This window comes from Variovorax sp. UC122_21 (assembly GCF_044056785.1).
Taxonomy (GTDB): Bacteria; Pseudomonadota; Gammaproteobacteria; order Burkholderiales; family Burkholderiaceae_C; genus Variovorax.
Genome location: NZ_CP172003.1, coordinates 1,266,917 through 1,291,673, shown reverse-complemented (window position 1 = coordinate 1,291,673; position 24,757 = coordinate 1,266,917). Strand labels below are relative to the sequence as shown.

The 24,757-nt window shown below is 63.8% G+C and carries 23 protein-coding genes and 3 pseudogenes; 12 read left to right on the top strand and 14 right to left on the bottom strand.

Annotated elements, in window-relative coordinates; translation table 11 throughout:
* Positions 1-327: 327 nt before the first annotated feature.
* On the bottom strand, positions 328-1,041 hold the full coding sequence (locus ACHMXE_RS06605; RefSeq protein ID WP_395344993.1) for a DNA-binding response regulator: 714 nt from the start codon (positions 1,039-1,041) through the stop codon (positions 328-330).
* 523 nt (positions 1,042-1,564) lie between these two features.
* On the opposite strand from ACHMXE_RS06605, the gene ACHMXE_RS06600 reads away from it, so the two are divergent.
* The 5 genes from ACHMXE_RS06600 to ACHMXE_RS06580 all read left to right on the top strand — a co-directional run bounded on the left by ACHMXE_RS06600 (position 1,565) and on the right by ACHMXE_RS06580 (position 5,916).
* Positions 1,565-2,044, top strand: a complete 480-nt coding sequence (locus ACHMXE_RS06600; RefSeq protein ID WP_203208143.1) for a carboxymuconolactone decarboxylase family protein — start codon at positions 1,565-1,567, stop codon at positions 2,042-2,044.
* A 21-nt stretch (positions 2,045-2,065) separates the two neighbouring features.
* Positions 2,066-2,854 (top strand): SDR family oxidoreductase, encoded by a 789-nt coding sequence (locus tag ACHMXE_RS06595; RefSeq protein WP_395344991.1) that lies wholly within the window; start codon positions 2,066-2,068, stop codon positions 2,852-2,854.
* A gap of 119 nt (positions 2,855-2,973) precedes the next feature.
* Positions 2,974-4,440 (top strand): phospholipase D family protein, encoded by a 1,467-nt coding sequence (locus ACHMXE_RS06590; RefSeq protein ID WP_395344989.1) that lies wholly within the window; start codon positions 2,974-2,976, stop codon positions 4,438-4,440.
* A 489-nt stretch (positions 4,441-4,929) separates the two neighbouring features.
* A complete protein-coding gene (locus tag ACHMXE_RS06585) occupies positions 4,930-5,448 on the top strand; it encodes an acyloxyacyl hydrolase (RefSeq protein WP_395344987.1) in 519 nt (172 codons plus the stop codon).
* Between the two features lie 66 nt (positions 5,449-5,514).
* Positions 5,515-5,916, top strand: a complete 402-nt coding sequence (locus tag ACHMXE_RS06580; protein WP_395344985.1) for a hypothetical protein — start codon at positions 5,515-5,517, stop codon at positions 5,914-5,916.
* 362 nt (positions 5,917-6,278) lie between these two features.
* On the opposite strand, the gene ACHMXE_RS06575 is transcribed toward ACHMXE_RS06580, so the two are convergent.
* The 7 genes from ACHMXE_RS06575 to ACHMXE_RS06545 form a co-directional block, all read right to left on the bottom strand.
* A complete protein-coding gene (locus ACHMXE_RS06575) occupies positions 6,279-7,163 on the bottom strand; it encodes an intradiol ring-cleavage dioxygenase (RefSeq protein ID WP_395344983.1) in 885 nt (294 codons plus the stop codon).
* Between the two features lie 33 nt (positions 7,164-7,196).
* The gene (locus tag ACHMXE_RS06570; protein WP_395344981.1) at positions 7,197-8,276 is read right to left on the bottom strand and encodes a maleylacetate reductase; all 1,080 of its coding nucleotides are present in this window, start codon (positions 8,274-8,276) and stop codon (positions 7,197-7,199) included.
* Complete coding sequence (locus ACHMXE_RS06565; RefSeq protein ID WP_395344979.1) at positions 8,273-9,190, bottom strand: FMN adenylyltransferase; 918 nt, start codon at positions 9,188-9,190, stop codon at positions 8,273-8,275. The genes ACHMXE_RS06570 and ACHMXE_RS06565 overlap by 4 nt, the downstream gene beginning before the upstream one ends.
* 34 nt (positions 9,191-9,224) lie before the next feature.
* Complete coding sequence (locus ACHMXE_RS06560) at positions 9,225-10,778, bottom strand: 4-hydroxyphenylacetate 3-hydroxylase family protein (protein WP_395344977.1); 1,554 nt, start codon at positions 10,776-10,778, stop codon at positions 9,225-9,227.
* Between the two features lie 44 nt (positions 10,779-10,822).
* Positions 10,823-11,419, bottom strand: a complete 597-nt coding sequence (locus tag ACHMXE_RS06555) for a flavin reductase (protein WP_395344975.1) — start codon at positions 11,417-11,419, stop codon at positions 10,823-10,825.
* A gap of 100 nt (positions 11,420-11,519) precedes the next feature.
* Complete coding sequence (locus ACHMXE_RS06550; protein ID WP_395344973.1) at positions 11,520-12,953, bottom strand: MFS transporter; 1,434 nt, start codon at positions 12,951-12,953, stop codon at positions 11,520-11,522.
* 73 nt (positions 12,954-13,026) lie between these two features.
* Entirely contained in the window at positions 13,027-14,043 is a 1,017-nt protein-coding gene (locus ACHMXE_RS06545; RefSeq protein WP_395344971.1) for a transporter, read from the bottom strand.
* A 261-nt stretch (positions 14,044-14,304) separates the two neighbouring features.
* Here ACHMXE_RS06545 and ACHMXE_RS06540 point away from each other — a divergent pair, with 261 nt between their 5' ends.
* The 3 genes and pseudogenes from ACHMXE_RS06540 to ACHMXE_RS06530 all read left to right on the top strand — a co-directional run bounded on the left by ACHMXE_RS06540 (position 14,305) and on the right by ACHMXE_RS06530 (position 16,701).
* Entirely contained in the window at positions 14,305-15,258 is a 954-nt protein-coding gene (locus ACHMXE_RS06540; RefSeq protein WP_395344969.1) for a LysR family transcriptional regulator, read from the top strand.
* Between the two features lie 567 nt (positions 15,259-15,825).
* Positions 15,826-16,125, top strand: a pseudogene (locus ACHMXE_RS06535) (glutamine synthetase); the annotation flags it as partial.
* A gap of 268 nt (positions 16,126-16,393) precedes the next feature.
* Positions 16,394-16,701: pseudogene (locus tag ACHMXE_RS06530) on the top strand (2Fe-2S iron-sulfur cluster-binding protein).
* Here the strand turns inward: ACHMXE_RS06530 and ACHMXE_RS06525 are convergent.
* From ACHMXE_RS06525 to ACHMXE_RS06500, 6 genes and pseudogenes are all read right to left on the bottom strand, one after another.
* A complete protein-coding gene (locus ACHMXE_RS06525) occupies positions 16,698-17,165 on the bottom strand; it encodes a GNAT family N-acetyltransferase (protein WP_203208157.1) in 468 nt (155 codons plus the stop codon). The pseudogene ACHMXE_RS06530 and the gene ACHMXE_RS06525 sit on opposite strands and share 4 nt — an antisense overlap.
* Before the next feature lie 56 nt (positions 17,166-17,221).
* Positions 17,222-17,704 (bottom strand): cupin domain-containing protein, encoded by a 483-nt coding sequence (locus ACHMXE_RS06520; RefSeq protein ID WP_203208437.1) that lies wholly within the window; start codon positions 17,702-17,704, stop codon positions 17,222-17,224.
* Between the two features lie 151 nt (positions 17,705-17,855).
* On the bottom strand, positions 17,856-18,698 hold the full coding sequence (locus ACHMXE_RS06515) for an NAD(P)/FAD-dependent oxidoreductase (RefSeq protein WP_395344967.1): 843 nt from the start codon (positions 18,696-18,698) through the stop codon (positions 17,856-17,858).
* A 73-nt stretch (positions 18,699-18,771) separates the two neighbouring features.
* Positions 18,772-19,008 (bottom strand): annotated as a pseudogene (locus ACHMXE_RS06510) (FAD-dependent oxidoreductase); the annotation flags it as partial.
* Positions 19,009-19,213: 205 nt separating this feature from the next.
* Positions 19,214-19,555 carry a non-heme iron oxygenase ferredoxin subunit gene (locus ACHMXE_RS06505; RefSeq protein WP_395344965.1) on the bottom strand — a complete coding sequence of 114 codons (342 nt, stop codon included), beginning with the start codon at positions 19,553-19,555 and terminating at the stop codon, positions 19,214-19,216.
* 13 nt (positions 19,556-19,568) lie between these two features.
* The gene (locus ACHMXE_RS06500; protein ID WP_203208160.1) at positions 19,569-20,792 is read right to left on the bottom strand and encodes a Rieske 2Fe-2S domain-containing protein; all 1,224 of its coding nucleotides are present in this window, start codon (positions 20,790-20,792) and stop codon (positions 19,569-19,571) included.
* Between the two features lie 230 nt (positions 20,793-21,022).
* On the opposite strand from ACHMXE_RS06500, the gene ACHMXE_RS06495 reads away from it, so the two are divergent.
* The 4 genes from ACHMXE_RS06495 to ACHMXE_RS06480 all read left to right on the top strand — a co-directional run bounded on the left by ACHMXE_RS06495 (position 21,023) and on the right by ACHMXE_RS06480 (position 24,742).
* On the top strand, positions 21,023-21,868 hold the full coding sequence (locus tag ACHMXE_RS06495; protein WP_203208161.1) for a MarR family winged helix-turn-helix transcriptional regulator: 846 nt from the start codon (positions 21,023-21,025) through the stop codon (positions 21,866-21,868).
* A gap of 131 nt (positions 21,869-21,999) precedes the next feature.
* Positions 22,000-23,205 carry an ABC transporter substrate-binding protein gene (locus tag ACHMXE_RS06490; protein ID WP_395344962.1) on the top strand — a complete coding sequence of 402 codons (1,206 nt, stop codon included), beginning with the start codon at positions 22,000-22,002 and terminating at the stop codon, positions 23,203-23,205.
* Complete coding sequence (locus ACHMXE_RS06485; RefSeq protein ID WP_395344960.1) at positions 23,205-24,026, top strand: ABC transporter ATP-binding protein; 822 nt, start codon at positions 23,205-23,207, stop codon at positions 24,024-24,026. The genes ACHMXE_RS06490 and ACHMXE_RS06485 overlap by 1 nt, the downstream gene beginning before the upstream one ends.
* Positions 24,023-24,742 carry an ABC transporter ATP-binding protein gene (locus tag ACHMXE_RS06480; protein WP_395344958.1) on the top strand — a complete coding sequence of 240 codons (720 nt, stop codon included), beginning with the start codon at positions 24,023-24,025 and terminating at the stop codon, positions 24,740-24,742. Before ACHMXE_RS06485 ends, ACHMXE_RS06480 begins: the two co-directional genes overlap by 4 nt.
* Positions 24,743-24,757 lie beyond the last annotated feature (15 nt).

Here is a 24,757-nt window from a genome sequence, read left to right as displayed (position 1 = left end):
AAGCTCGCCGGGATCCGAGTGGCGAAGCAGGTAGCCCCTGGCGCCCTGCGCAAGCGCTCGGGAGATCTCCATCTCGCCCGCACGTCGAGTGACGATGATCACCGTGGGAATCTGCGCGGCAAGGTCGGGGGGATTTTTTGCTCCCGTGGGCGCGAGCATCGCGAGCCCTCGGGAATAGTTAGCCACGACCACGTCGCTGACGCGGGTGTCAGGTGCCTCCCCTGACATCGCCCTCGACGCCTGGCGCCCGCTCCAGGATATCCAAAAGCCCGGCGCTGACCATGGCATCGTCATGGCAGACACGCACGGATATCGTTCTCGACGGAGTCATGTCCTTGCAACGCCTCCGTCAGGCGGCCAAGGAGCGGCCGGCCCCATGGCCATACCGCCGGCGGCGCGCGAGAGCATGCCCAGGCGCTGGGCGGCCGCGACAGCTGCGGTCCGACTGGGGACTTGGAGCTTGTTGAAGAGTGCCTTGACATGGGTCTTGACGGTGCCCTCGCCAATCGACAGTTGCTGGCTGATAGCCCGGTTGTTCAAGCCGTCGGCTAGCAAGTTGAGCACCGCCAGCTCCCGATGCGTGGGCGCGTGGATTGCCAGGCTGTCTGCAAGTTGCTGTGCCACGGCGACCGGAAAATACCGCTGCCCCAGGGCCACAGTCCGCAACGCCGCCAGCATCTCCTCGGCGCTGCAGTTCTCAGTGAGGTAGCTCATGACACCTGCATCGATCGCCTTGCGTACCTGCCAGCTCGTGCAGCGGTCAGCCACGACCATCACCCGCGGCTGCGGCCGGCCTCGTGCATAGCCTTTGGCCTGGGCCTGGGCCTGGGCCTGGCGCTGGAGAATGAAGCCGGCAGAGAAAAGCGTGTCGTAGTCGATCAGAACCAGGTCCGGGTGCGCGACCTCGCCCGCAGGATCGCAACAGACCGAAACCTCGTAGTTGCCATGTGCCCGCAGCAGGGCCCGAATGCCACACGCCAAGTACCGGTCGGGATGATCGATCCGAACATGTGTCGCCCTGTTTTGAACCTGTGATTGCATGCGGCAGACTCCGAAATGGTGAGTGGCAGCCAGTGTGGGCGTGTTAGCGCCTCGCATCCAGTCATTCGTTGTCAAGCGTTGTTAAGCCGGCGTTCAGAACGCATAACAACCGGGTCGAGCACCTGCCGCGTCCCTGGCAGCGACAGCGCAACTCCTGAACGCCCCGCGCCAACAGCGCGTCCAGCAAGCCCCACGGCTACTGAGGCCCAAGGCTGTCGGCCCCGGCCCGGCAATGATCACAGGGCCCAGGCGGGCACCGGGTCGGCCTGCCTCGGGAAGCACGGGGAGGAACCGGGCCGAAATTTGGGATACGACTCCCTCGTTGGAGTGATAGCTCAGCCCACCGCAGCACAGACCATCGATCACCCCTTGCCCGCGGTGCCGGACCGGCCGACCAGCCGGACGGTCCAAGCCGAAGGCAGACGGGGTGGGGAAATATTGTCAATTCCAGTTCTCATCCTGTCACAACGATGCATCCCGATGCGTCTTGAGAGGGTAACTGGCAACCAACCAAGGAATAATCATGAGCCAACGTCTCAGCGCCATGCAACAGTCACCGGAAATCTTCAAGAAGCTGGTGGATTTCAGCCTCTCGGCGGCCAAGGGCACCCTTGAGACAGGACTGCTCCATCTCATCGAGATTCGTGCCTCCCAGATCAACGGCTGCGGCTTCTGCGTCGACATGCACGTGAAGCAGGCCAAGCTGCACGGCGAGGGCGAGCAGCGCCTGCACCATCTGGCGATCTGGCGCGAGTCGCCCCTGTTCACCTCCCGCGAACGCGCCGCGCTCGCCTGGACCGAAGCCCTCACGACGCTGCCTGCGCACGGCGTGGCGGATGCCGACTATGAAGCGGCGCGAGCAATCTTCGAGGAAAAGGAACTGATCCAGCTGACCTACAACGTGATGGGAATCAACGCATGGAACCGGCTGAACGTCGCTTTCCGTACTGAGCCGGGCTCAGCCGACAAGGCCTTCGGCCTGGACAAGGCGAAGTTCGCCTGAGCCGATCGCAGGAGCAGCAGCATGAAAATCGTCGTGATCGGCGGCTCCGGGCTGATCGGCTCGCGCCTGTCCAATATCCTGCGTCTGCGAGGCCACGAGGTCGTCGCGGCCTCGCAGGCCAGTGGCGTCGACCTCATGAGCGGACAAGGCCTGGACGCCGCCCTAGAGGGTGCGCAGGTCGTGGTCGACGTGTCCAACGCGCCCTACACGTCCGACGAGGCCGTGATGGAATTCTTCCGCACCGCAGGCCACAACCTGCTCGCCGCCGAGGAGAGGGCCGGGGTGGCACACCATGTCCTGCTGTCGATCATCGGCACGAACCGCCTCCAGGACAGCGGGTATTTTCGCGCCAAGCAGGCGCAAGAGGATCTGGTCATCGGCACCAACCGCCCCTACAGCATCGTGCAGGCCACCCAGTTCATGGAGTTCCTGGAGGCTATCGCGCAGTCCTGCGTGGTCGGTAACGAGATCCACGTGCCTGCAGCCGACATGCAGCCCATGGCTGCGCAGGATGTGGCGACGCTGCTGGCCGACGCCGCTCTCGGTAAGCTCAGCGGATTCCTCGAGGTCGCCGGTCCCGAGCGGATGTCCATGGCCAGCGCAATCCAGCAGGTGCTGCGGCACAAGGGCGATACGCGCCCGGTCAAGCCGGATCCGCAGGCGCGCTATTTTGGCATGCCGCTGGAGGTCGACACGCTGGTCCCTACGCTTCCCCCCGCCTCGGATCGACGACGCTGCAAGCGTGGCTTTCGGGTCCGCCGGCACGATGAGCGTGCTAGCCGGCAGCAGGAATGCCGACGGCTGGTATAGCGGGGTACCGGCGGCGGGATCGAACCCGGCTCGTCGCCACCCTGGCTCTGGGAGTGCTCGCCGGTTGCACCTCGCTTCCGTTGCCACCGGTACGTGCCACCAGCCACGCGGTGGCGGACGTGGGTCAGACCACGCTCGGTAAGCTCTCCCGCCAGGGGGCACCCCCGGCACCGCTCGGTCGGGCCGGTCCGATCTCGGGCTTCCGGCTACTGCCCGATGCGGCCTTCGCCTTCGACGCCCGCATCTCGCTGGCGCGCAATGCTGAGAACACGCTCGACGTCCAGTACTACCACATCGCCAACGACGACGTGGGCCTGCTGCTGCTGCGCGAACTGCGCGACGCGTCCGAACGCGGCGTGCGGGTGAGGCTGCTGGTGGACGACCTCTACACGGCCGGGGAGGACGAGCTATTCGCCACGCTAGACGCGTTCCCGAACGTGGAGGTGCGCCTGTTCAACCCACTGCCCTCGCGCGCGGGCTCGCTGGAGGCCCGGCTGCTGATGTCGCTGCCCGACTTCCGCCGCATCAACCACCGCATGCACAACAAGATGCTGCTGGCCGACAACAGCTTCGCGGTGACCGGCGGGCGCAACATCGCCAACGAGTACTTCATGCGCAGCACCGCGGCCAACTTCATCGACATGGACGTGGTGAGCAACGGGCCAGTGGTGCGCGAGATGTCGGTCGCGTTCGACCGCTACTGGAACAGCGAGCATGCGTGGACGATCCGTCACATCGTGCCCACGCGGCTAGCGCCGGAAGCGGCCCAGGCGCGCTTCAACGAACTGGCGCGGCGGGCGCGGCCCGACGTGCCGATCCAGCCGCGCGACTCGCTGGGCCAGGTCCCGGTGGGGCAGGAATTCGCGACAGGGAAGGTTCGGCGCTATTGGGCACCGGCGCGCTTCTACGCCGACGACCCGGACAAGATCGAGCGCAATGCACAGGCCGCCTTTGCAGGAAGCGTCTCCGAGCATGCGCTCGCTGCATTCGGCAGCGCACGCAGAACTGCACGCATCTACTCGCCCTATTTCATTCCCGGTCCGAAGGGCATGCAGATGCTTTGGGCAAACCGCATGCGCGGCGTAGAAACGGAGGTAGTCACCAATTCCCTGGGCGCCACCGATGAACCCCTTGCGTATGCTGGCTACGAGCGATACCGGGCGGAGATGCTTCGAGCGGGGGTAATCATCCACGAGATCGCACCCGATTACACCGCGCGCTCGGGTCACTTCGGCAACTTCGGAAAGACCATCAGCCGACTGCATGGCAAGGTTGCTTTCATCGACGACGAGCGCATCTTCATCGGCTCGATGAACCTGGACCATCGGTCTGCGACGTTAAACACCGAAGCGGGACTGCTGATCGAAAGCCGCGATCTCATGGCGGACTACCTCTCGGTTCTGTCAGCCAAGCGTGCCCATCCAGGATACCGCCTGCAACTCGCGCCTGATGGCCGACGTACGCAATGGGTCGAACTCGACGAGAGAGGCGCGAACGTCGTGCACGAGGACATTCCGGGCGAGTTCCTGTGGCTGCGGCTGAAGAACTGGCTGCTGCTACCGCTGGTGGGCGAAGAGTTGCTCTAGCGACACCTTACGACGCTCCGGCAGAGAAGGGGGCCTACGTGTAGCGCCAGGACCCCGCGGCTGAATGAGAGGAAGGTATCTATTTCGAGCGATGACCAACGAACACGCGCCAACGAAGATCGATGCAGACGGGATTCAGCCCTAGGTACCTCCATCAGCGGCCCTCGCCTTGCATCCGTCGCTTCGCCTTCGCGCTACGCGCGCGGTACCAATGTCCAGCGCAACCCCGACCCACCTTCAGTGATGACACGTCCAGCCGACCACGCCCCCCAGACGAGACACCACGCCCGCGTCCTCGCGAGCGACCATACACCAGCCCGCCCAGCCGCTCCTGCCTTCGCACCCGGGCACATGACTGGCTGTCCTGCGCAGTCGGTCGGGCCGCGAGACGCCGCGCCGGCCGCACCTGCCAAGTCATCGAAGCCACGGACATTCTGCCGGTTGGGCAGGCCATGGCTGGAACTGGCTGTCCTTGCTTTGACGGCCTGCATGACCGTCGCAAGTCCCTCGGCTTGGGCAAACGGCGACAGGCAATGGGGCGGCTATGTCGAGGCGGGCCAGACACTGCACGGTGGTGACAACACCAACGTCGCAGCTGCAGGTGCACTGGTTCCCTGGTCACCTATGGCGCGGCTGCGCGAGGGTCCGCTGTCATTCAACTGGGACCTGTTCGTCAGCCAGTGGCGTGCCCCAGCAATGGAGGGTCACCGCAGCTTTTCTCAGCTCGGTGCGATCGCTACCTTACGCTATCGCTTCAGCGACGGCGCCTCCCGCTGGTTCGCCGAGGCAGGCATCGGTGCCACCATGATGGATCGGGTCTACCGAACACCAATGCGCGAGTTCAGCACCACCTTCCAGTTCACTGAGGTCCTCGGGATGGGCTACAGCTTCGGCGCACGCCAGGAGCACGAGTTGTCTCTTCGCTTGCAGCACTTCTCCAACGCAGGGATCAAGAAGCCCAACCCGGGCGAGAATTTCGTTCGCTTGCGATACGCCTATCGGTTCTGAGACGCCCCGCCGGGCTCGAACGGCGGCAGCCCTTGATCGAAGGCTCAATGCCCTCAGCGCATCGGCGTGGGTTCGCCCTACGACGGTGATTTGGGCCAGGGGCCTCACCTTGGGCTGCGCGATCCGCAGGTAGTCGAGCGAGTCGAAAACGATCGAGCGATCCAGGCGCCCCGCATTGAATACGATCTCCTCGTTGGTCGCAACAAGCAATGGATCGACGAAAAGTTCGACCGCCTCAGTTACGGCGAGCGCAACCCCGACGAGGCCCACGGCCTCGGCGACCCTGCGATACTCGAGGCGACGATCGCCCGGCAGCACGGACAGCACGTACTTCTGTGCGTCGCGCTGCTGCGGCAGAGCGTGGCCTTGGCGCTCTGCTGTGAAAGTCTGCCTCGGATCGCTGCGACGGCGCCGGACTGGCCCGCAGCAGCATGCTCGACCATCCGGAATCTCGCGCCGGGGGTTTGAGGCGCGCCTAAAGATATTCGAAGATCGACGGGAGATTCGTCACTTCGACGCGCCTGGTTCGCTTCGGCCGGCGCATCGCTGGGCCTTGCGATTACGCGCTTGAGCGTTGCATTCATCGGAAGGCCGACGCTGGTACCGCGCGGCGGGATCGGCAGCAAGAACCATTTGTCGTAGAGCACATGGACTCGCCGCGCTTCATCATCGACGCAATCTACTTGCCAAGGACCTGCTTAAAGGGTGCGTCGTTCTTGCGCAGATGATGGCAATCGGCTCGACCGACAGTAACTCGCCCAGGAGTTGGAAGAACTTCGGGTCCTTCGTTAGAGATGAGGCCGGTCGATCGCGCAAGGCATTGCGCTCTTTCACGCGACTATGTCCTGCATCGTGCTCCAGTTCGCTGACCGGCTCTCGCGGACACGCCCTTCGGGATTGAGGACAAGGTCGAAGTCGATCGCATAGCCCCCGTCTGGCTGAACCACCCAGTCCCCGACCAGCGATTCGCGCACGCCAAACACGGCGTCCGAATCCAGGTAAGGGTCGCCACGCCGGAACACATGCGTGACCAGGGTCTCGTAGCCCGCAGCCTGGACCCGGAAATGCAGATGGGCAGGACGCCACGGATGACGCGCGGTGGCCCGCAACATCTCCCCCACTGGCCCATCCACGGGAATGGGATAGGCAACGGCTGCGACTGTGCGAAAGCGAAATCGACCTTGCGAATCGCTGCGCAGCACGCCCCGGTTCTGCGGCCCATCCAGCCCTTCGTACTGGACGTCGTAATGCCCGGTGGCATCGGCCTGCCACACGTCGAGGACCGCGTTCGGCACGGGTTCACCATCTACCCCGCGCACCGTGCCACTGACCTCGCAAGGGTCGCCCGCGGCACCGTTGGCAATGTCGGCCCCGTTGTCGTAGCGCGGCGCACCCTCGACATGAAACGGACCGAACACCGTCGCTTCTGTACATCCAAGCGGCTTGTCGTGGTTCATGGCCACCGTCAGCATCGACAGGCCCAGGGTGTCGCTCAGCAATATAAATTCCTGGCGCTTGTCGTCGCACATCTGGCCAGTCCTCGTAAGGAACTCGATGCCCTTCGTCCACTCGGCTTCGGTCAACTCGACCTCCCGGGCAAATGCATGTAGGTGTTCGACCAGTCGCGTCAGCACCAGTTTCAGGCGAGGATCCGGCGTATCGGCCAGACGGTCGATGACGGCAGCGGTGATGGAATGCTGATTAACGTCGCGCATGGTGTCTCCTTGGATCAGTTGAGTGTGGGCCGACTACTGGCTCGATGGCATGGCTGCTGGCCGAACGCCGTCGAAGGCGTCCTGGAGCAACCCGCGTATGGCACGCGCCTCGAGCTTGCGGGGATTCGGGTATGGCGTGCTCATCGCCAGGTCGCACGCGACGTCCAGATCGGCCTCTCGCATGCCGATGTCCTTGAGGGCCAATGGAGCACCAACGCGTCTGACGAGCTCGTAGACACCCTGCGCCGCATCCTTCGCGCCGAGTGCCGAGGCGATTGGCATCATTGCCTCAGGGACCGCGGATGCGTTGTAAGCCAGGGCGTGCGGCAGCACGATCGCGTGCGTCTGCGCATGCGGCAGGTTGAAGCTGCCTCCAAGGGTATGGCACAGCTTGTGATGCAAGGACATCGTCACGCTGCCGAGCACGGTGCCGCAAAGCCAGGCACCATACAACGCCTCGGCACGCCCTGAGGTCGAGCCCTCGCGGCTGTCTCGGAGCAGGGGAAGCGCGGCGCCCATCGCTCGGATACCCTCCTGGGCCAACAAGGAGATGACAGGACTCCCATCCCGGGCGTACAGACTCTCGGCCGCATGTGCGATGGCATTCAAGCCACTGGACACGCTCAGATCCAGCGGCAGCGATTGCGTCAGATCCACGTCGTAGATGACGGTCCGCGGCCGCACGCGCGGGTCGAGCCCGGTGCGCTTGATGCCGGCCTCCGTCAGTCCGAAGATGCTGGTCATCTCGGATCCCGAGTAGGTCGTGGGAACCGCCAGAATGGGCAAGCTGGTCTCCAACGCGATGGCCTTGCCAAGCCCGATGGTCGAGCCGCCACCGAACGCCACGGCGCAATCGGCACCAAGGTCGCCCGCCGCCATCCGAGCTTCCCGTGCCACCTCGACGGGCACATGCATCGCCGCCCCGGCGAATACGCCTGCACAACGTGTGCCGAGCGCCTCGGCCAGGCGTTGCACGGGCTCCTTCTGACCGTCCGTGCACAGCAACAAGGCTCGGCTCGCACCCATCGCGTCGATCTCGTCGCCGATTCTTGCAGCCGTGCCGCTGCCGAAGATGACACGCTGGGCGTGGTTCGTGTGGATGAACTCTTTCATAAGTAGGTCCTGTCGGGGTGTGCATCGTGGCGGGCGACGCGATCCAAAAAACGCAGGCGCAGCTGCTCGCCCGCCCGGGCTTCGATCGAGTCGACTGGCACCAAGTGCACGGTATCCTGCCCCTGCCGCCCCACCCGCAGCAGCGCCGGGGTCCAGGCCGCGCCAGATCCAGTGGCTCGGACCTCGCCGACGTAGTCAGCCGCGGCCGGGGCACACATGGTTGGAGGCAGCTTGACCTCGATGACGCGCGATCGGTCGACGCCCATCGCGCAGCGGCTCACCGTGCAGCTCAGCTCATGCGCGCGTTCGAGCACCGCACGCGCGCCAGCCAGATCGCCAAGCGCGATCAGGCGCCGCGCCTCCGTCGACGAACTGCGCACGGGAGGATGCTGCGAGGGCACGCACGACGCGGGGACAGTCGCCAACGGCACGGGATCGACGGTGAACCCGCTCGAGGCGCCAAGCTGGGCAAGGAACCCGACGGTGCCTTGCCTGCCTTGGCCGCATGCGAAGTTCTCGCCGACCACCAGATGCTTCATGCGCAGTTGCCGAAGCAAAGTACCTTCGGTGAATTCCCGTGCCGACTGAGCTGCGCGCGCGCCATCGAAGCGCAGGACCATCGCGAAGTCCACCGCGCCTGTGAGCGCCAGCAGCTGCAGCCGGTCCGAGAGGCTGCTGATCAAGCGCGGCGCATGCGCACTGCCCCTGAGCAAGGCACGCGGATGGGGATCGAATGTCACCAGCGCGGTGGGCACGCCCAGGCGATCGCCGTGCGCCCTGAGCGTAGCCAGCACGTGGCGATGGCCCCGGTGCACGCCGTCGAACATGCCGATCGTCACGGCAGCGCCGCGCTCAAGGCCCCGAGGCGGCAGCGCCCCGAGACCCTGGAGATCGGCTTCGTCGATGAGCTTCATGGTCGCGAAGCGATGCTGCGCATGCTCGCGCCGATCAGATGGCCATGGTCCCGCTGAGCGAGAGCTGCTCTTGGTGGCGGGCAGCGTCCATTGCCTTGGCATAGTCAGCCGTGGCTTTGTACTCGGTTTCGTCGTCGACGACGGAGTCGATGCCACAGACCCGCCGAGCCAGCTTGCCGTAGCTGCCGGAGCCGGAGAACTCCGCGCGCTGCATCGTGAGCATCCGGATGCTCTGCAGCGGCGTGCCGTTGAAGTTCTCGAAGACGAACAGGCGGCTGCCCCAGTCCGTGAGGAACAGATCGCGGATCACACGGCCGATCTTGAGTCGGTCCTTGGGTCGGCCCACGGGACCGCTGTTCATCTTCTCGAAGACAGTGTTGAGCTTCGAGTCCTCCCACTGGTCCTCCGTTGCGAACAGCAGCGCGCTGCGCCCGGACAGGTCCACGAGCTCGTAGATCATGTGGGAGAAGTTCTCCAGGTACAGGGCTCGCCCGAAGTCGTAGATCAGGATGTTGGGCTTGTACAGTCCGCCTGGAGTGTGGAAGCCGAGCTCCTCGCTGGCGATCACGTGGGCAAGCATGGCCTGATGGAACCCGATGAGCTTGGCAACCCGCGTCTGCACGGCCGGAATCTTGCTGGTTCCGATGTGCTCGGTGATCAGCACGGCCAGGCCGGCCATGAGTTCGGAGCGAACCATCTGGCGCACGAGCGCGTGGTAGTGCAGCCAGTCGAAGACGCGCTGAGGGTAGAGCTTCGCGTGTTCGGGATTGCCGAGGTGGAAGACGTGCGACCAGGGGATGAAGACCTTATCGAAGACAGTCATGCCGTCGAGTTCGTCGCCCTGCGATGCAAGAGGATGCTCGACACGGTCTTCCTTGACCAGGCTCTCGCGGCAGACCACCGACACGCCCTTGGTGGCCAGGGGCACTGCCGCGAAGATGATCTGGTCTCCCGGTATGCCTGGGCGGAAGAAGACGCCGATGTGCACCCAGTCGGCAAACGCGGTGCCAGTGGAGACTGCCTTCACGCCGTCCACGACGATGCCCTTGTCGTTGCGCTCGATGACGCGCAAGGCCGGCGAGCGGGCTTGCGCTTCCGGCGTGGAACGGTCCATCTGCGGGTCAACGAAGTTGGGCGCGCAGTTGTGGTCCTTGTCGCGCACCGACTGCCAGAAGTCCACGATGTTGCGTGCAAGCTCCTGCCCCTCGGTGCCCACCGACTGCTTCTGCCAGGGCATGGGATCGTCCGTGTAGGTCGTGAGCACGTAGTTGTTGACGTCGGGCGTGCGCGGAAACGATGCGCCGGCCATCTCGCGCATCACGAACTCGTGGTAACGGCGCTTGCGCTTGAGGTCTTCCTTCGTACGATGGTTGAACCACATCATCGAGCGACGCTCGCCGTCGTCGTCCACGAACGTCATGATGTCCTGCAGGTCCGACCGATGGTGCAGGTCATAGAACTCTGCGTGCCTGCGGGCATAGTCTCGAGTCTTCGGATGAGTGGCGACGTTGTCGATCTTCTCGTTGCCGACCCAGACGACCCGACCGTCGTCGAGTGAGTCGAGATATTGCTGACCTGTGCGGAGCATGGGTATTTCCTTTTGACAATGGTTGGGGAGATGTCGCCTTCCGCTCAATGAGCAGTCGGCCGGGTGGTTGCATAGCTTCGCCTGCAGTAGACAAGCGGCTCACGGTGCTCTTCTTCATGCGTCTTGCTTGCCAGCACGCGTGCCAGGAAGACGCTGTGCGTTCCGACTTCCATGGACTCGATGACGCGGCAGTCCAGCGCGATCGTGGCGTCCTCGCTGCAAGGCGAGCCAGTGGCCAGCGTGTGCCACCGGCCCGAGCCGAAGCGTTCGGGCATCGACAGCTTTCCCACGCCGGCGAACATGTCCGAAGTGGATCGTTGCTGCGAACTCAGCCAGTTAACGCAAAGCACGTCGTTCTGCTTGATGACGCTGTTCACGTAGCTTCGTCTGTTCATGCAGACCAGCACCGTGGGCGGCGTGTCGCACACGGAGGCGACGGCCGAGCAGGTCACGCCTGCCATGCCGCCAGGGCCATCCGTCGTCACCACCGTCACGGCGGTCACAGCTCTTGCCAGTGCATCGCGGAATTCGGCAACCGAGATGCCGGGCTCCAGGAGGTCATCGAGCGCATCAGGCGCACCCGTTCCTTTGGACGCCGCCAGGATGGCAGCTGCTTTCTCATTCATGTTCTCTGCGTTCATCGTTGCACTCCAGTTCCGTCGTGGATAGCGGGGTTCGGCGAGTAAGGAAAACTTTACGCGCCGCATCTGTTGATGAACATGCCTCGCGAAGGCATACACACTATTCCCCGAGTGACCTGGAGGCAGGCGTGCCCTGCACCGCCAGCGTTGCAACTACGTCCGAGCGCTTAGTTCCGAGTTCGGGAGAAGCCGGCGCAGCGCCGGTTCTGCGCGCGGTATGCAACAGCAGCGCGATGCCAAGAGACGCAAAGCCACTGAGCACGTACTGCAGTTGCAGTGAAAGGCCTGCCGCCACGAACGCCGTGCCCATGAGTGCGCCACAGATGGCTCCGCCGCGCCCGAGCCCGATGATCACGCCCAGGCCGGTCGAGCGCACATCCGTCGGATAGACCGTCGCGCAGTAGGCGCTGAGATTGACTTGCGCGCCGACGATGAATCCGCCGGCCAGACCGACCACCGTGAAGAGCATGAGCCGATTGGCAGGTGCGAGACCGACCGTGGCAATGGCTGCGGCGGCGAGCAGGAATGCCGCGGTCAGGGGCCACCACGACTGCACCCGATCAACGACACGCGCAAGCACCAATGAGCCAACGATGCCGCCCAGGGAGAACGTCGAGGACACCAGGATGGCATCGCCAAGTCCGAAGCCTCCGGCCACCAGGAGCGTGGGCAGCCAGGTGATGATGTAGACGATCACCAGCTGGTTCAAGAACGAGGCCGCGCCGAGCAGCACGCTGGTCCGCAGATGCTCACCACCGAAGATGCGGCGCAGTGTGCCGGCGTCCTTGGCAACGTGCTCTGCCAACACGAACCGCTCGGCATGCGCGACGTTCAATTCCGGGTTAAGCCGCTGCAAGGTCCGCGCGATGGCTTTCGGATCCGCGCCACGCGCGACCAGGAAGCGGACGGACTCCGGCAGGGCTGCGCACAGCAACACCAGCAGCAGCATCGGCGCGATGCCACCGGCAATGAACACCGCCTCCCAACCATGGCTCGCCAGAAGGTACGTGGAGAGCGGGCCGCCGAGGACGCCCCCAAGCGGAAAGGCGGCGTACATGACACTGACCATCGTCGCGCGCCAGCGCCTTGGCGCGAACTCCGACACCATCGCGATGACGTTGGAGAGAGCACCACCCAGTCCAACGCCCGTGAGGGCGCGAAGCACGAACAGCGAGCTGAAGCCGCCGGCCAGCGGCGTGAGCAAGGCGAAGACGGCGATCGTCGCGGTCGCCCAGAGAATGGCCGGCCGGCGCCCGACGCGGTCCGCCATGAGGCCAAAAAGCGCTGCGCCAGCGGCCGCCCCGGCATAGTGCGCCGCAAAGATTGGTCCAAATGCCTCGCGCGGCAGTTGCCATGCGCGTGCGATGACGGGCGCGGCGTAGGTGATGGCGAGCGTATCGAAGCCATCGAGCAGCGCGACCAGCGCGCACAGGGCGACGATGGCAAGCAACAACGGACTGCTGCGTGATGCGTCGATCGCCTCATCAACATCGATGACATACGGTGCGGGCGATCCAGAGGTGGTGTTGTTCATTGCAGCGTCCTTGTCGAGTTACAGGGCACGGGACCGCTTGGGTCCCGACGAAAAAAGCTGACGAGGTAGACGACTAGAGCGGCATCCGCGCCTGCAGCCACAGGCGCATGCCTTCAGGCTTGTTGCGTGCGCCGAACTCCTGCTGGAGCTTCGCGACCAGCGCCAGACGGGGAGTCAGGTTGTAGGTGAGGTAGGGCCCGAACGAGTTGACGCGTCCACGGTTGCCATTGCCGCTCGCGACCCTTCCGGCCTGCTCGTCGTCCGTCGTCTGTCGATAGACATAGCCATTGAAGCCGACCACCAACTGGGGGTTGACGCGATAGCCACCGCTGAACTCGATGCTCGCCTCGTTGCCAGAGCGGTAGTCCGTAGCCTTGTTGCGCTGGTTCGTGGCGTAGCGAAGCTTCGCGTTGAGGTCGAAGCCAGTTGCCGGGAACCAAGTAAAGGCATAGAACACCGCGGCCTGCGCATAGTTGCGCCCCGTGTTGACCCGCTCCGACACATCGTAGGTACCGGTTTTCAGGTGCAGATCGACGCCGGTGGTCTGATGGAAGGTCTCGGAATGCCACCCCAGGATGACCGGCGACAGTGCCATGTCGGCCAGGCCTGTTCGGTTGCCGCCGCGGTTCAGCGGGACCTGGGCGTCGGGTCGCGCAACAGCAGCCTCGAGATCGCTGGCCACGATCGCTTGCACGACGCGAGTCTCGATCTTGGCTCCGAACAGGCGTGCACCAGGCCAGACATAGGACAGGCGCGGCGCGACCGTGTTCACAGCAAGACGAAACCGCGCGAGTTGCGGGTTGTCTTCGCCGGCGTTGTTCTTCGAGTGAGTCGCGCCGTAGTGCGAGTAGTAGACGAACCAATGCGCGCCCTCGGTGAGCATGACACCGTTGAAGTTCGTCTCTACGCCCATCGGGTAGGAGTTGCCACCACCTTCCGTGGCGAACGCAGGACTGGCCAGCAGGAAGACTGCGACGGACAGCCATCGCCTACCCGGCGCGCGTGCGCTCGAAGAAGTCTGCGTTGATGTGGAATGCCCCGCGGAATCTGGACCGACGTGCTTGCCGCTAGCCGTTTCGAATGCGCCCATGCTCTAGCTCCTCGTAGTGGGAGCCCGGACATTAGGTTTGCAGGGCAACAAAGGACATTGGCGAAAAAGCATTCGCAGTATTCCGCTGCGTCATGGACTTTCAGGCACGTATGGCATCGCTCTTGCGACAGAGCCATGGCCAGGGCATCGTATGCGCGCTGTTCGTGCACAGCCGATGGCGAAAGGCGTAGTCGCCCGGATTGCGAAAAACCAGCTTCAACTCTAATCTGCGCAACGGATCGCCACTATGAGGTTGAAGACATGACCACCATGCCCCGCGAACATACAGAAGGCCTCGATCTGAACCAGTTGCGAGTGATGGATGTGCTGCTGCGCGAGCGCAGCGTCACTCGCAGCTCGATGGTGCTCAACACCAGCCAGCCCGCGCTAAGCAAGGCGCTGAGCAAGCTTCGCTGCTACTTCGACGACCCCTTGTTCATTCGCGTCGGATTGCAGATGGAGCCGACACCCAAGGCACTCGGGATGGCACCCGCCGTGCGGGCAATCCTCGATGGGGTGCAATCCCTGCATGTGGACCAGGTGCCCTTCGCTCCTCACGTGTCCAACCGCAACTTCAGCTTCCTCGCGGTGGATGCCGCGATCGTGGTGATGCTCCCGCCCATCGTGCGGGCATTGGAGTCCGAGGCACCAAATGTGCACGTGAGTGCTATGCCATTGGAAGCCGAGCACCTCCATGGTTGGCTGCAGACCGGCAAGGCGGACATCGCCATCGGCTCCTACCCGCTGCTGACGCAGGGGATCCGCCGCCAGATCCTGTTCAACGCTACATACATGAGCGTGATGCGTCGTGGACACCCCCGGCTGTCGACGACACCTTCGACGGCCGAGTTCACCGCCGAGCGACATGTGCTGGTGGCCGCGGAGCGCACGGGCCATGCGATGCAGATGGCGCAGGAGGCCCTTGAGGCAGTCATTCCCCAGAACAACATCGCCATCCGGGTGCCCGGCTTCACCGCCGCTGTGCTAGCGGCCAAGCAGACGGACGCGCTCGTGACACTGCCCTCCCCACTCGCTGCCGTCCTGGCGCGCGAACTCGACCTCGAACTGGTCAAGCCGCCCGTGCGGCTTCCCAAGTTCGAGATCGCCCAGTACTGGCACGAGCGTTACCACCGCGAGCCTGGGAACATGTGGATGCGCTCCATGCTCCACCGCCTCTTCCACTCCGGTTCACGCTTTGCTGCGAGCCTTCCCTAGAGATTCTGTTTGGGTACGTCGTTCTTCTTGCGCTGGAATCGTCCGGGGTGACGCAGTATTGCTAGACGCCGGCGCAAGTCCGCGCGATGGGCGCGACGCGCGGCATCGTGCGCGGGCCAGCGACGCCTCTTCCGCGTGGAGAGCCCCACGTGCAGCTTGATCAAGTAGGCGACCATACAGACTCATGGTCAGGGAGCGAGAGATCGGATCGCCCGGTCTCGGCAATAAAGTCGCCAGGACGACGTAAACGCGACCTCATCACCCCCTTGACGGAGCGACTCAGATGTCCACGACGTGGCGCAGCAGGCCCAACGCCACGCGCCACGTCGTGCCGTCACCCGAATCGATGATCAGATCTCGAAGCTGCACCAGCACGCGGTTTGGTTGGGAATGCATTCGTTCGACAAGACGGAAGGCCCAGTACTGCCCGCCGACGCCTGGTGCTGCTACGCAGCGCCATCAAGCAACTCTGCCAGTGCGCCGGCTACCACGCCACCGTCATGTGCCGCGCGCGCATTTCCAAACGTGATGTCTAGTGGCTGACACCTGCACCAGTCGCCGCGGCGCATGAGCGATGGCGTGAACGCCTTCATGCCCTTGGTGGTCGGTGAAGATCTCAGTCAGCTCGGCCCGGGATATCTGGGCGGCCTCAAAGAACACGCATGCGACGCCGCGGTACTCGCGAGTTCCACGATCAAAGGCTCTCGACGCTACCGTCCCTTTTTCACTCGCGTCCGATCGCGCGAACTGGGCACGGGACAACCGAGGCGGCATGCTGCGGGTCCTTCGCGGCGCGGGGCAGAACGCGACCCGCATCGGGAACGCGTCGGCGAGCCCACGGCCAACCGGTATTTGTACCTCGCGTCGAAGCTGTTCACTGAGCTGGATAGCATACGTTGCAATATCGACCCGGGACCGTCTGCCGACGCGCCTTTCGACCTCCCGCCGACTCTCTTCCGCGTTTACTGCCGGAAGTGCTGGCCCGCCTGTGAGCCTACGAGATGCTCAAGGCACAGCTGGGGACAGGCTTCATCGACTAGCTCTGCCGCATCAAGGAAGCCGAGATCAAACGCTTCAACCTCGAAGTCAGCGAGTGAGAACACCGCAAGTACTCCGACTTGTTCTGAGTCACGCCATGCCCGCCATCCACGCCATCCAGAAAGACGGCAGCACGCGCGACATCGAGGCGTAGCTTGGCTCGAGCGTGTTGGAAGAGGCGATCCGAGGCAATGTCCACGGCATCGACGCCGAATGCTGCGGTCGCTGCTCCTGCGCCACCTGCCATGTCTACGTCGACGACGCCTTTGTCGACCTGCTCCACCTCCGGACGACATGGAGAAAGATATGCTCGACGGCGTTGCGGCCGAACGCCGACCAGGCAGCCGCCTGACGTGTCAGGTCACTGCTTTGAATCCGGAGGAAGGGAGTGAGTTCGAAGGTTAGGTCGATCTTGAGCGGATCAATCGATGACGGTACTGAACAAATCCTGAGCGCTCTGCTATGCGGTCGTACAGCCGCATCGCCGGCGCATTGCTCTCGAGTGTGAGCCAATACACACGCACCGCCTGATGGTTCTGCGCCTGCTCATAGACATGCCGAATCAGTTTCTCGGCGATGCCATGACACCGCATGACCGGATCGACGAAGAGATCCTGGAGGTAGCAGTAGTCCCCGTCCGTCCAAGTCGAAGGATGGTAGAGATAGTGCACCAGACCAACAACACGTTCGTCCACCTGCGCTACCGCACCGTGCACAGGCTGCGCCGCGTCATGCAGTTGCGTCCATGTCCTAAGGACTTGAGCGTCGGTGAAGCTAACCTTATAGAACTCCTGGTATCCCCTCCACAGTACCCGCCAGCGATCGAAATCCCCGACCTCCACCGATCGAACTTGCAGATTCGAATTCATTCAGTCTACCTCCCTCGGACCGTCTAGATACACGATTAGATCCTTCCGCGCACCGCTCAGGGCGGCAGCACCAGCGGGCCACAGTTCTCGTCTGTCACAAACACCGCGACCAACTTTGCGTGACGCACCGGGTCCGGGTTCTCCGCGAATATGTGCAGCGTGCCCGGCGGCTCAAAAAACGTCTGCCCGAAGTGATAGTCGCCTGGTGGCGTGCCTGCGAGCTGAGACCGGATCGTGCCCTCCAGGATGATTGCCGTGACGGAGCCTGGATGCCGGTGCGCCGGTGAATAGGCCAACGGCGGGAAATCCACCATCAACGTCGTGACGGACTTACCGGGCACATTGGGCAACGGCTCGCACGAGATCACCTTCGGGACGGTAGCAGGCCGTGCGGCACCTGATGCATCGGTCTGCGAGGCAGATGACGAGAACATCGGCCTTTTCACGGCACTGCATAGGTCCTCGAACCACTCGATGGTCTCGCTCTTCCCTGCGTTCGGCATCGTTGCCCATCCCGCGGCGAGTATCAGCGACGCCATGGCCACGGCGGTGGCGAGCTGCTGGCGAGCATTCAGGTGCCTCCACGCAGCAGGGCCTCGCGCAGCGAAAGACAGTGCAAACGCGCTGAAGAATCCGGCTGCACCGTCTCGGATCGATCGATTTCTATTCATGGTCTTTTCCTTCATGGTTTCAAGAGCAGAGGGCCGGCTCGGCATGTGCGACATCGAAGCCCTCGGCGATCAATGCATCACGCTGCAGGTCGGGACGCTCCGCCAGCAGCTTTCGCAGGCGGCGCATCTCGCGTGGTCGGTTGATTCCTACGGCACCGATCACCGCATCGCCGCGCAGGTAGATGAACAGTGGCGAATCCACTGTCGCGTTGCCACCTGCGCCCGCCAGGACCGTGTCGCCGCACAGTGGAGCGCCAATCACCTGGAGGTTCACGCCGTACTGATCCGACCAGAACCAAGGTGGCGCTGTGCAGGACCTGTCCGAAGCGCCTTCTAAAGGGCCCTGCAGGTCATCGCCCAGCGCCTGGACCGGCTTCACGAGATGTAGAGCGGCCCCACTTCCGGCGATCTGCCTGGCCGCGATCGCTCCCTGGCGATTGGCGTTGTCCCAGGTCTCGATACGCACGGGCACACGGTGCCAAGGGCAGACGTGCTCGGCCACATCTCCGGCCGCAAAGATCTCGGGCACCGAGGTTCGACAATTTCGATCCACCACGATTCCCGAACGTACCTGCAGCCCCATTTGCTCGGCCAGCGACGTGCTGGGATCGATGCCAATGCCAACCACCACCGCGCCGACCGGCAAAGCGCTGCCGTCCGACAACTGCGCGCTACGAACGTCAGCGTCGCCGTCGAGGCGAAGTACCGAGCAGCCTAGCCGCACGTCGACGCCGCGCGACACATGAAACCGCCGCAGCCAGTCTGCTGCCGCAATGGGCAGCGTGCGGCTGCACAACCGTCCGCCTTGCTCCACCAGCGTCACGTCGAGTCCGGCCGCCTGCGCCCCGGCCGCGACCTCCAAGCCGATCCAGCTTTCCGCCCACAATCAACAAGGTGCGCCGCTCCTGTCTGCAGCGTTCGATCGAACGACGCAGCGACAGCGCGTCGCCCGCACTGCGCAAAGCATGAACGCCACCCAGCTCCGCGCCTGGCACCCGCAACCGCCGAGGGACTCCGCCCGTGGCCAGCAGCAACGCGCTGTAGGACAGAGTCGAGCCATCGCTACAAAACAGCGTCCTCGAGGCCACATCGCCCGAGACAACCCGACGGTCCAGCCGCAGCTGTTCGTTTGACCGCTCATCTGGCGCGACCGCGCGCAAGTCTTGCCCCATGCCCCAGAGGTACTCCTTGGACGGGGAGGGCGCTCATAGGGCGCAAAGGCTTCGTCGCTCACGAGAACGATGGAACCCATGTAGTCAAGCTGGCGCAGGGTTTTCAATGCCGCCCCTGCCGCTTGGCCGCCCCCCACGATAACGAGGCGCGCGTCAGGCGAGCCGACCGCAGCAGACGGCAACACCGATGTCGACCCAAGGGGCGTCATGGCTGGGCCACACCCTGTGGGATTTCCACCAGGAGTGCATCGTCCTCGACGCGCACTGCATAAGTGGCCAAGTCAACATTGGCCACCGCCAGACACTTCCCGCTGCGGATGTCGAACATGGCCCCATGCAGGGGACACTCGACTGCCTCCCCCTCGATATAGCCATCGGAGAGCAGCGCATAGGCGTGCGTGCACACGTCATGCGTGGCGTGGATGCCGTCGTCCAGCCGATAAAGCGCGATCGGGATACCTGCGAGCTTCACGCCCTTGGGTTCCCCCTTCTTCACTTCAGACGCCGCGCACGCGCGCACCCATTGCTTCGAAGCACCGTGTTCCATGGACGGCTCTCCCTCAACGCGGCAAGGTGCGCCAGTCGTCTTCGATCGACCTCATTCGGCCACCAGTCGCGGTGATTCCGGCATAGTCGCGGCCTTCAGGCATCGCGCTGGGCGGCGTCTCATTTGCCATGAACTTCCTGACGGATTGCAGCAGGTGGCGGCGCAGGCGAATGATGGCCTGGTCCGCGGAGCAAAGGTATTCCTCCGAGCGGTCGACGATCGGACCCATGCTGACCTGGGTGACAAAGTCCTCGACGACGATCTCGTTGAAGCCCGTGTGGTTGCCGTGCTTCATCAGCTGGCGGTTCTGCCCCCAAGCGCGGTCGGGATCATGGCAGACACCGCCGGCCATCGGCCAGGTGTTCGCGCGTTGCGCGCGTTTCATCGAATCCGTCGGACGCTTCGTGTTGTAGTAGATGTACCACTGGATCAGGTGCGTGTCATCGACGGGTACGGCGATGATGACCGTGCGATCCTGGTCGTCGCCCGTGTTGATCGGTGGAATCAGGCCGTAGTAAGGCATAACGAACTCTGTCACCCGTGCCACGCACTGGCCGTCAGGCGCTTCCCGCAGCGCGGCTGCGCGATAGCCGTAGGCTGTGTCCTCGAACTTGTAACGCACGGCGTTGTTCACTCGCGCCGCGGCCATGTCCATCTTCGAGTTTTCCAGATGGCTCTGGTGCAGCAGTGCGATGTGTGAGGAGTCGATCGTCGCCTCCACACCCTGCAGCCAGTTCGAGTTGAGCTCGAGGCCGCACGAGTAGGCCTGTTCCGGGCCAAGTCCCATCCACTCGAAGTTGGGCGCCGCGGGCGCCTCGCCCTCGCCCAACCAGACCCAGACCAGACCCGCGCCTTCGACAGCCGGGTAGTGCTTGACGTTGATCGTCTTGCGGAAGCACTCTGGATTGGCCGCCTCGTTAGGCACTTCGAGCACTTCGCCAGATACACAGATCTTCCACCCGTGGAAGATGCAGCGCAGTGCATTGTCTTCGTTGCGCGCAAGGGCGAGCGAGACGCCGCGGTGCGGGCAGGCTTCATTCAGGAAACCCACCCGACCGTCATGCGTGCGATAGGCGACATAGCGGTGGCCGAACAACTTCACCCGAACCGGCGCCCCGCCCGCTTCGAGGCGCGAACTCAGCACCGCGGGTATCCAGTAAAGCTGCCGCAGCATCTGCCCCATTGGAGCGTCGCCCTCGATGCGGGTGAGAAGTTCGTTGTCTTCCTTGGTGGTCATGGGTGCACCTGTTCAGTTGTAGGTGGTTGGGTAAAAGATGTCCAACTATCTTCTTTGGAAGACATATGGTCAATCTATTAGCGGGTTTTCACTACTGAATTCTTCGAAAAGGTGTTAGGCAAATTGGGCAAAGAGCGGTTTACGAGCTTCTCTTCGGACCAGGAAGACGTCGCCGCAAGATTGATATTGGGTAAATTGGGTAGACTAAATTGGACAAAACCAGAATCACCATGGCCCAGCCCTTCGCATCAATCGACCTCTCGTCCACGCAATCCCGGCGAGCGCTGGCTCCGCGCGGCAAGCCCTACTGGCACATCCATTCGCCACGAGTGCACCTCGGCTACTACAAGGGCAGCCGCGGTGCCGTCTGGTACGGCCGAGTGTTCATTGGAGAGGGCAAATACAAGCAGACAAAGCTCGGGCCCAGCCATGGCGAGCACGGGGCCGGCGACCAAGGCCTGAGCTACGAAGCGGCGATCCAGGCGCTGCTGCAGTGGGCCGCCAGTGAACCGACGAGCGCGGACAGCCCAAGCGACGCACTCCAGAGCGAGCTAGCGGCCAAGGAGGCAAAGGCTGCGAACGCGCTCAAACCTCAACGCCTCGATGCCATCTCGCTGGCCTGGGCTCACGAGCGCCCCGACGTTGACTTCTGGCTCGCCGGCTTCTTCTTGCGGCTCGAGCATGCGCACTACCTGCACGAGCGACGCGTGCAGGAGATCGCCAAGCAGGCCGACACCACCGTCGGCGATCTGCACGTGCTCTTGGCCCTGCGGCGCAACGGTGCCGACAACGCCATGCGGCCGACCGATCTGTACAAGGAACTGCTCGTCACATCGGGAGCGATCACCAAGCGGCTTGACAGCCTGCGCGCTCAGAAGCTCATTGCACGCGCCGCAGCGGCGGAAGACCGTCGCTCCGAGTTGGTGAAGCTCACCAAGCGCGGCCAAGCCGTTGCCGACACCGCGATGACTCGCATTGCGCAATCACTGGAAGGCATCGTCAAGGCCAGTGGAGTCAGCCGAGCGGAACTACGGCAGATGGATGAATGCTTCCGGCGACTGATAGCCGCCATGTAGCGCTACGACAGGGTTTACGCTAGTGACGTTTATCTTGCCAGGAAGATAATCATTGGGCAGAAAGTAGTTGGGCAAACGTGCCCCACTGCGCGCGCCGAGCGCGGCACTTGTCTCAGTGAACTGGAACCACGATGAATGTCCCCAAGCTCCCGATATCGCGCCGCAGCCTGCTGAAGGCATCGCTGGCGCCCTTGACGCTCTCCTTCGATCGCGTGCTGGCTCAACCCCAGCCGAGCTTCAAGGGAGAGATCCGACTCGGGCAGACGATGCCTTACAGCGGCCCTTTGTCAGCGCTGAGCGCGATCGGAAAGGTGCAGGCGCGCTACTTCAAGATGCTCAACGACAACGGGGGCATCAACGGGCGCAGCGTCACGCTGCTGTCGCTGGACGACGCCTACAACCCCGCCAAGGCCGTGGAGCAGACACGCAACCTCGTCGAGCGCGAGGGCGTCAAGGCCATGTTCGCCAGCATGGGCACGGCGCAGAACGTGGCGGTCCAGAAGTACCTCAACGGCAAGAAGGTCCCTCAGCTTTTCGTCTACGCCGGCAGCGATCGCTTTGCGGACCCGAAGAACTTTCCCTGGACGGTGCCGGGTTTGCCGACGTTTTCGACCGAGGCTTCGGTCTACGCCGAGTACATCCACAAGACCAAGCCAAGCGCCAAGGTCGCGGTGCTCTACCAGAACGACGATTTCGGCAAGGAGTACCTGGCCGCGTTCAAGCGACAGTTGCAAACGCTGGGCAGCCAGATCCAGGTTGTGATGGCCACGGGCTACGAGGTGACGGCTCCCACGATCGATTCACAGATCATCAGCCTCGCGGCCACGGGCGCCGACGTCTTCATGGATATCACGAGCCCCAAGTTCACCATCCAAGCAATCCGCAAGGTCAGCGAGTTGCCCTGGAAGCCGCTACACATCATTCCCATCACCAGCAATTTCATCGCCACGGTGCTGCGGGTCGCAGGCCTGGACAAGTCCACCGGCCTCGTATCCGCCACGCCGAGCAAATCCGCCGGCGATGCCGAATGGGTGAATGACGCGGCCTACAAGGACTGGCTCGCGTTCATGAAGAAATACTACCCCGAGGGTGACACCACCGAGCAGCTCAATCTCGTGGGCTACAGCATGGGGTTCCTGATGACAGAGGTGCTCAGGCGCTGCGGCGACGACCTGAGCGCCGAACGCATCCTCAAGGAAGCCACCTCACTCAAGAATGTGGCGCTGCCCGCGCTGGTGCCGGGCATCACGGTGAACTCCTCGCCCACCGACTACCGCATCGTGCAGCAGCTTCGCCTGCAGCGCTTCGACGGCGCCCGCTGGCTCCCGGTGGTCTGATGAGCGCGCTGCATTCTTCGTCTCCCGCTGCCCGCGGGCGGGACCCAGCGCGCGCCGCGCCGCTGCTACGCATCGATGGCCTGGGCTTGCGCTTCGGCGGCATCCGCGCGTTGTCCGACGTTTCGTTTTCGGTCGGCCGCGGCGTGATCTGCGGCGTCATCGGTCCGAACGGCGCCGGCAAGACCACCTTGTTCAACTGCCTGAGCCGTCTCTACGAGCCAAATGAAGGTGCGATCCACTTTGCCGAGCGCGACCTGCGAACGGTCCGCGCGCACGAAGTGCCCGCCCTCGGCATTGCTCGCACCTTCCAGAACGTCGCCCTGTTCGATCGTCAAACAGTGCGCAAGAACGTCGAGACCGGCTGCTTCCTGCAGTTCGGTGGTCGGCATTTCGCGGCGCTGATGCGCAATCGCCGAGGCCGCCAAGACCGCGAGCAGGTCGACGCATGCGTCGACGAACTGCTCGCCTTTGCCCGCCTGCGCGAGGTGGCCGACATCCCGGTCGCCCAACTGTCCTTTGGCACGCGCAAACGCGTGGAGCTGGCCCGCGCACTCGCGATGAAGCCACAGATGCTGCTGCTGGACGAACCGGCCGCGGGCCTCAACCACGAGGAGGTGGAAGAGCTCCTCGGCTGGATCCTCGAGATCCGGAACCAGCGGGGCACCTCGGTCCTGCTGATCGAGCATCACATGAACCTCGTGATGCGCGTGTCTGACCAAGTCGTGGTGCTCGAGTTCGGCCGAAAGATCGCTGAAGGTCGGCCCGATGCCGTGGCGGCCAACCCCGAGGTGGTGCGCGCTTACCTGGGAGGTGAATCATGAGCGGCCCGCTGCTGCAGGTCCGCGGCCTCTTCGCGGCGTACCAGGCTTCGCCCGTGCTCAAGTCGGTCGATCTCGATGTGGCCAACGGGGGCATCACCGCCCTGCTGGGTGCGAATGGCGCCGGCAAGACCACGCTGCTGCGATCGATCAGCCACGCCTTGGTCAGCACGCGCGGACAGATCCTCCTGGACGGCCAATCCATTGCGGGTCTTACCAGCGATGCCATCGCCCGCCTGGGTGTGGCCCATGTGCCGGACGGCCGCGGCACCTTCACGCAGTTGACGGTCGAGGAAAACCTGCTGGTCGGTGCGATAACCCGTCGACGCGGTGCCGATGTGCGGCGCGACATCGAGCGGATGTATGCCCTCTTTCCGCGGCTTGCGGACTACCGCAGCAAGCCGGCCGGGCTGCTGAGCGGCGGCGAGCAGCAGATGGTCGCAATCGCGCGCGCATTGATGCTCAAGCCCCGCTTGCTGATGCTCGATGAGCCGTCCTTCGGCCTGGCCCCCCTGGTAATTCGACAGATCTTCGAGGTGCTGGCCCAGATCAACCGTGACAGCGGCCTGGGCATCCTCGTCGTCGAGCAAAACGCCCGCCTTGCGCTCGACCTGGCGCACACGGCCTACGTGCTGGAAGCAGGGAGCGTTGCCATCAGCGGCAGCGCACAGGCCCTGCGCGACGACCCGCGCGTGAAGAAGGCCTATCTCGGCATCTGAGAAGAAGAAGAAGGA

Bases quoted from the DNA above. Each gene is read 5' to 3' on its own strand.
- ACHMXE_RS06570 (WP_395344981.1), bottom strand. From the start codon at position 8,276: ATGAAAGAGTTCATCCACACGAACCACGCCCAGCGTGTCATCTTCGGC.
- ACHMXE_RS06560 (WP_395344977.1), bottom strand. From the start codon at position 10,778: ATGCTCCGCACAGGTCAGCAATATCTCGACTCACTCGACGACGGTCGG.
- ACHMXE_RS06480 (WP_395344958.1), top strand. From the start codon at position 24,023: ATGAGCGGCCCGCTGCTGCAGGTCCGCGGCCTCTTCGCGGCGTACCAG.
- ACHMXE_RS06545 (WP_395344971.1), bottom strand. From the start codon at position 14,043: ATGGGCGCATTCGAAACGGCTAGCGGCAAGCACGTCGGTCCAGATTCC.
- ACHMXE_RS06485 (WP_395344960.1), top strand. From the start codon at position 23,205: ATGAGCGCGCTGCATTCTTCGTCTCCCGCTGCCCGCGGGCGGGACCCA.
- ACHMXE_RS06550 (WP_395344973.1), bottom strand. From the start codon at position 12,953: ATGAACAACACCACCTCTGGATCGCCCGCACCGTATGTCATCGATGTT.
- ACHMXE_RS06520 (WP_203208437.1), bottom strand. From the start codon at position 17,704: ATGGCGTCGCTGATACTCGCCGCGGGATGGGCAACGATGCCGAACGCA.
- ACHMXE_RS06585 (WP_395344987.1), top strand. From the start codon at position 4,930: ATGACCGTCGCAAGTCCCTCGGCTTGGGCAAACGGCGACAGGCAATGG.
- ACHMXE_RS06555 (WP_395344975.1), bottom strand. From the start codon at position 11,419: ATGAACGCAGAGAACATGAATGAGAAAGCAGCTGCCATCCTGGCGGCG.
- ACHMXE_RS06565 (WP_395344979.1), bottom strand. From the start codon at position 9,190: ATGAAGCTCATCGACGAAGCCGATCTCCAGGGTCTCGGGGCGCTGCCG.
- ACHMXE_RS06505 (WP_395344965.1), bottom strand. From the start codon at position 19,555: ATGGAACACGGTGCTTCGAAGCAATGGGTGCGCGCGTGCGCGGCGTCT.
- ACHMXE_RS06490 (WP_395344962.1), top strand. From the start codon at position 22,000: ATGAATGTCCCCAAGCTCCCGATATCGCGCCGCAGCCTGCTGAAGGCA.
- ACHMXE_RS06500 (WP_203208160.1), bottom strand. From the start codon at position 20,792: ATGACCACCAAGGAAGACAACGAACTTCTCACCCGCATCGAGGGCGAC.
- ACHMXE_RS06595 (WP_395344991.1), top strand. From the start codon at position 2,066: ATGAAAATCGTCGTGATCGGCGGCTCCGGGCTGATCGGCTCGCGCCTG.
- ACHMXE_RS06600 (WP_203208143.1), top strand. From the start codon at position 1,565: ATGAGCCAACGTCTCAGCGCCATGCAACAGTCACCGGAAATCTTCAAG.
- ACHMXE_RS06525 (WP_203208157.1), bottom strand. From the start codon at position 17,165: ATGAATTCGAATCTGCAAGTTCGATCGGTGGAGGTCGGGGATTTCGAT.
- ACHMXE_RS06605 (WP_395344993.1), bottom strand. From the start codon at position 1,041: ATGCAATCACAGGTTCAAAACAGGGCGACACATGTTCGGATCGATCAT.
- ACHMXE_RS06540 (WP_395344969.1), top strand. From the start codon at position 14,305: ATGACCACCATGCCCCGCGAACATACAGAAGGCCTCGATCTGAACCAG.
- ACHMXE_RS06495 (WP_203208161.1), top strand. From the start codon at position 21,023: ATGGCCCAGCCCTTCGCATCAATCGACCTCTCGTCCACGCAATCCCGG.
- ACHMXE_RS06575 (WP_395344983.1), bottom strand. From the start codon at position 7,163: ATGCGCGACGTTAATCAGCATTCCATCACCGCTGCCGTCATCGACCGT.